The 5,196-nt window shown below is 36.1% G+C and carries 5 protein-coding genes and 1 pseudogene; 5 read left to right on the forward strand and 1 reads right to left on the reverse strand.

Going from position 1 to position 5,196, the window contains the following annotated elements; all coding sequences use genetic code 11:
* The first annotated feature begins 385 nt into the window (after positions 1 to 385).
* From ACTQ16_RS16310 to ACTQ16_RS16330, 5 genes and pseudogenes are all read left to right on the forward strand, one after another.
* A complete protein-coding gene (locus tag ACTQ16_RS16310) occupies positions 386 to 613 on the forward strand; it encodes a helix-turn-helix transcriptional regulator (RefSeq protein ID WP_441938488.1) in 228 nt (75 codons plus the stop codon).
* A pseudogene (gene dcm / locus ACTQ16_RS16315) lies at positions 613 to 1,230 on the forward strand (DNA (cytosine-5-)-methyltransferase); the annotation flags it as partial. The gene ACTQ16_RS16310 and the pseudogene dcm, both read left to right, overlap by 1 nt.
* Positions 1,231 to 1,266: 36 nt before the next feature.
* A complete protein-coding gene (locus ACTQ16_RS16320; RefSeq protein ID WP_441938490.1) occupies positions 1,267 to 2,025 on the forward strand; it encodes an HNH endonuclease in 759 nt (252 codons plus the stop codon).
* The gene (locus ACTQ16_RS16325; RefSeq protein WP_441938492.1) at positions 2,022 to 3,173 is read left to right on the forward strand and encodes an HpaII family restriction endonuclease; all 1,152 of its coding nucleotides are present in this window, start codon (positions 2,022 to 2,024) and stop codon (positions 3,171 to 3,173) included. The genes ACTQ16_RS16320 and ACTQ16_RS16325 overlap by 4 nt, the downstream gene beginning before the upstream one ends.
* A 33-nt stretch (positions 3,174 to 3,206) precedes the next feature.
* Complete coding sequence (locus ACTQ16_RS16330) at positions 3,207 to 3,926, forward strand: hypothetical protein (protein ID WP_441938494.1); 720 nt, start codon at positions 3,207 to 3,209, stop codon at positions 3,924 to 3,926.
* A gap of 468 nt (positions 3,927 to 4,394) precedes the next feature.
* On the opposite strand, the gene ACTQ16_RS16335 is transcribed toward ACTQ16_RS16330, so the two are convergent.
* The gene (locus ACTQ16_RS16335; RefSeq protein ID WP_441938496.1) at positions 4,395 to 4,583 is read right to left on the reverse strand and encodes a hypothetical protein; all 189 of its coding nucleotides are present in this window, start codon (positions 4,581 to 4,583) and stop codon (positions 4,395 to 4,397) included.
* Between the last annotated feature and the right edge of the window lie 613 nt (positions 4,584 to 5,196).

Consider the following 5,196-nt stretch of genomic DNA (forward strand, 5'->3'; position numbering starts at 1 on the left):
TGTTGCCAAGGTAACTATGAAGGAGATGGGAATGGAATATTCTATGTCTTCATTCAAGTCACTGATGACCAACATTTATCTGGTGAAACGAATTTTTAAAGCAAGTGGGTATACCCCGAACCGAACTTTAATTAGCAAGATTTTCAAAGATCTCTCGTGCTTACAGCGTATAGCTGCTTAGCACATTATTGAATTATTAACGAACTATTGATATAGATATATGCAAGATAAAGAGGGGAAGAGTCACTATAAACCATGCAAAAATCAGCAGAATTTCTAATAAAACAAATTATTTTCTAATTTTTATATCGTTTTTCGGATTAAACAAACAATATTTGGGGAAAAATGAGTATCTTTGCAACCGAAAACAATAATAATATCCGCAATGGCTGAGAAAAATCTTAATCGTATAAAGGTTATGCTTGCAGAAAAGGGGAAAACGAACAAATGGCTTGCAGAGAAACTTGGCAGAGACCAAGCAACCATTTCCAAATGGTGTACTAATGCTTGCCAACCTCCTTTAGAAGCATTAATACAGATATCTCAATGTCTGGAAGTTGATATAAAAGAACTCATTAGGGTTCCTGAACATAATCCGTATAAAAAATTGTAATGAAAAAAATAAATACTTCATTCTCATTATTTGATTTCAGCAAGAAACGTGCCGATAAGGTACAAATATTTGGCAAAGAGTCGCTTGACGAAAATGGTAATCTTATACCATTTATCGAACAGGCTGCATTGGTAACTCACTATTTACAATTGAAAGAATCAAAAGTAAATGTGCCATATGCAAATAAAGCGCAAGATATACTGAATTTATGGTATGAATTCGTTCATGGAGAGAAGGAACAACGACCTAATGATTTCGTCGGTGTTTCAGAATCTACAGATGCCTATCAAGCATATCTATTTCCAGAATTATTTCAGGCACCATTTCTTGCCCCAAAAAATCCAAAGTTCACCTTTATTGATCTTTTTGCGGGAATAGGTGGCTTTAGAATGGCATTTCAAAATTTAGGAGGAGAATGTGTGTTTTCTTCCGAATGGGATGAACAAGCCAAAAAGACCTATTATGCAAATTATGGCGATGTTCCTTTTGGTGATATAACAAAGGAATCAACAAAGAATAAAATACCAAAGGGGTTTGATATCCTTTGTGCTGGTTTCCCTTGTCAAGCATTCTCACTTGCTGGTAAAAAACTTGGATTTGCAGAAACGAGAGGTACTGCTTTATTAAACGCTGTAGCATAAAAACCGATTATTATGGAATGGACAAAAGACCAAGAGATAGTTGCTTTATACCTATATTGCATTATACCATTCAACAAGGTTAACAATTCTAATCGGCAAATTGCGTTGATGGCAGAACTAATAGGTAGGCCCAATGCCAACTCTCTTAAGGCTAAAATAGGAAATTTTGGTTGTTTCGACAGCAACCTTGCAGCCTCAGGACTGGGACATTCAAGCCGTTTGGACGAAACCGTATGGAATGAATATAACGGGAGGTGGCAGGAACTTGAAATAGACGCATTAAGACTGATTGAAAAATATCAAAGCGTAAGACGAGGAATTATTCCTGATATTCCATCCATTCCAATTGGAAGAGAGCGCGAAACCGTAATTAAACAACGTACGAACCAATACTTATTCAGAAACATGGTATTGTCTGCATATAACAATAGTTGCTGTATAACAGGATTGGCTCGTCAAGAATTAGTGGAAGCGTGCCATATCATCAATTGGAGCGAAGACGAACAGAATCGGCTCAATCCATGCAATGGGCTTGCGATGAATACGCTCTTTCATAATGCATACGACAAGTACTATTTGGGGATAACTCCAGATTATACAGTCGTAATATCCGACAGATTGTATGATGGTCTTTCGGGTGAGGGCAAAGACAGAACGTATGAGTTATTCAACCCCTACAACAAAGGGCATATTATAATGCCAAGGAAATTCAAGCCTGACATTACTTTAATAGAAAAGAAGTTTAATCTGTTTAAACAATATAATTTATGATTAGTGGGTACAATTCCGTAAAAGATACTTTGCGCGACTTATTGGAGAAGAATGGAGAAGTTATTGACTTGTGCGAATATTTTCCTGACATGATTGGAGGTGTCGGTTACAATGAATTACGGTACTTTTCGATAGGCATGAATGGAGAAATTGAAGCCGAGTCCAACAATGATCACGAAACAGAAAAAGGGGAAGATTTCTATAAGTCATATGTGTGGGAAGAGATGACAGACTTTGAGAAAATAGAGATATGTCGGCTTTTTTCCATTATATATGACTCTCCAAAAGCTAATCTCTCGCAATCGGCAAAAGAGAAGTATGGTGCAAAAACTGATGTTATTATCACCAGTGAAGATTCTCTTGACCATTCCAAAACGACAGAGGGTTTTTCTGTAAAATCTCATATAGGCAGTCCTGCAACATTATTCAACTGCTCGCAAACCTCAGGTTTTACATTTGAAGTTGTTGGTTGTGATGAAAAAGGAATGCATGAAATCAATGCTAATGATACTTTTCTTTCAATAATGAAAGTTATCAAGGAGAAATTCTCTCTTGAATATGTTGGGTGCAGAAATGAAGTGTTTGAACAAAATATTGCCATTGTTGACTCCCGAATGGAAGAAGTTCTAAGTGCAGCAGTATTGGCGCAAGCATTTTATTATGGTGCGTGTGGCTCTAATGTTAAGGATGTATGCAACAAGGTAGTTGAATTAAATCCTATAAATGTCAGAAATCCACAAATGTTTTATCCTGCTAAGTTCAAAGACTTTCTCTTTGATTCATTTGCGGGTATGACCGCATCTTCTCTTTGGAATGGTAGGAAAAGGTTGACTGGTGGCTATATAGATGTTAGCCGCAATGGAGAGATGTTGTACTATCGTGCCATGTCTGATGAAATTTTTGGCAACTATCTTTTTGAGAACACTTATTTCGACCGCCCTGATAGAGGAATGTGCAAGGATTTGGCAGTAGCTAAGGCAAATGCATATTTGGAAGGCAGAGAACTAACTGAAAGCGAGGAGAATAGTTACATATACAAAAATGGAGTATCAGGGACGAAAAAAAATAAGAAAGGAGATTTTGGTTATGTTTACAAGAAAGAAGGTCAATACTTCATTGATTTGAATTTCCAAATTCGATTTAGATAAAATATAGACAATCATCTTAGAAGTATTCAAAATATGGCAAAAAGTAAAATTGTATATTCAGATATAAAATGGGATGAGATAGACTACACTGTAGTTTCAAAAGTTAAAGATATATGCAGATCAATAAAGGAATATTATTGGAATAATCGTCCAAAAGGTTCTTCTCAAAGTAAAATTATTGAATCAGGTTTGGATTATGATTTCTTGATAAAGGCATTCTCTATCTATCACACGGAATGGAAAGAAAGAACTTTTGGAATTACAAAAATAGATTTTTTTGTGGCAATACCTTCTGCATACAAAAATGATGAAAAGTGTAAATCTTTTCACCTTGTACTGGATGGGAAAGTGCCTTCTGATAGTTCAATTTCTCATAATTTTCTTAAAACTGATCGTTTTAAGAAAGACATAAAAGATTGTTGTAGAGATGCAATTAAATCAGAAAAAGATGAGTTTAAAAGACTGGCTATAGGAAAATTATGTCCCTATAAACATATAATGTTGACTAGTGATAACATAGATGTGCATCATAGTGGCCAAAGTTTTTCTAAAATAACAGATAAGTGGATTGAGAAAAATGGAGGTATAGAGTTTCTTCATCAATTTGTAAGTCCTTCTATAAATGGTGGAACCATAACCAAATTTACTTCAGCCAGTATTCGTGAAAGTTTTATTGCATATCACAAGAAATATGCATGTTTAGAAGCAATTTCAAGAGAAGCACATAAAGAAATTCACAAGAGAAAAATGTGATTATTGGGGATTGACAATCCCCAATAATATGATAGTCCTGATGCAGTCTTTATTTTTACCATAGCACAGTGCTATCATCATACCTATTCTGCATGTAACCACAAAGAAGGCAATCATAAAGAAGAACCAAAAGAACACTGAGCATAGTGACCAAGGTAGCAGCCATCATATCCCTTATATCGCTCATGGACTTTCTTCCGTTCATCGGTAAACATGGAATTGACCTCACGGATATGCCCCTGCATCTTGTGAGGTTATCCATTGGCGTTCTTTGGCAAACAGTTCTTAAATCTTCTGCCAGTCAGTATCATTGACTTGCACAGATATCGTTAATTTGGTAGGCGCATTCTCCAAGACCTTATCTATATGCTGATTGATGGTATCAACCTTTTTGCTGATAGTAGTCACAGCACCACCTAACTTGGCTTCCGCACGCTGATACTGCAGAATGGCAACCTCCAGTTCAAGTTAGGCATTGATGAAGGTGTTGGTAGCCTTGTCAATGTCCTCACTCAACTGCTTTAACTCAGGAACATGCTTTATTAGTCCATTCTCGGCTTGCTGCTCCTCAACCTCGATTTCAACATCATTCATCATGTTATCGAAGTCGGGTATTTCTTTACTTTCTATGTTTATCTTTCTTTTTCTGATAGCCATATTGTCATTGCTCCGATGCTTTGAATACAGAGGCATTCTTGCCGACAGTATTGCGGACAAGTTCCCATTGCTTGTCGTAACGAACCTACGATTCATGAATTTGTGGTCATCTTTTGGAGAAGTAACCAACAAGATGAGAAAGTAACTATCAATAGAAACAATCAAGAAGAAAAAGTAACCATCGAAAAAAGTGGTATGTCATTGTCTATACGCCATCAGCAAGTTATAGATTATTGTTCAATACCTCGTACGGTGCAGGAGGTTATACTCTCCGCAAGCTGTATTATTGATATTTATTGACGCAAGTTGGTGAGGATGGAGGAAGTGGGCTTGTTGAGATACATAGAATTCTTTCTTCAGTTATGATGATTTGGATTTTTTTTTAAAAACATTTAATACTTTGGATTTTAGCATTTTTGATATATAAAATACTGATTTATAGATATTTTTGATTATCTTTGCATTGTTGTTTATATATAACTGAGCCCACTTTAAAAAGGGACATATTTTGAATCCAGTCTGACCAGTGTGGTCATTCTGAGTGAAACATAGCAATCGGCTCCGCTGGTGAATATCTGTCGAGAAATCGCTTTGAAAGAGCCGAAAGCTTCTC

Origin of the sequence: Prevotella sp. LCP21S3_D2 (assembly GCF_052118345.1) — a bacterium.
Taxonomy (GTDB): domain Bacteria; phylum Bacteroidota; class Bacteroidia; order Bacteroidales; family Bacteroidaceae; genus Prevotella.

Coding starts and splice junctions, on each gene's coding strand:
- ACTQ16_RS16330 (WP_441938494.1), top strand. CDS start 3,207: ATGGCAAAAAGTAAAATTGTATATTCAGATATAAAATGGGATGAGATA.
- ACTQ16_RS16325 (WP_441938492.1), top strand. CDS start 2,022: ATGATTAGTGGGTACAATTCCGTAAAAGATACTTTGCGCGACTTATTG.
- ACTQ16_RS16320 (WP_441938490.1), top strand. CDS start 1,267: ATGGAATGGACAAAAGACCAAGAGATAGTTGCTTTATACCTATATTGC.
- ACTQ16_RS16310 (WP_441938488.1), top strand. CDS start 386: ATGGCTGAGAAAAATCTTAATCGTATAAAGGTTATGCTTGCAGAAAAG.
- ACTQ16_RS16335 (WP_441938496.1), bottom strand. CDS start 4,583: ATGGCTATCAGAAAAAGAAAGATAAACATAGAAAGTAAAGAAATACCC.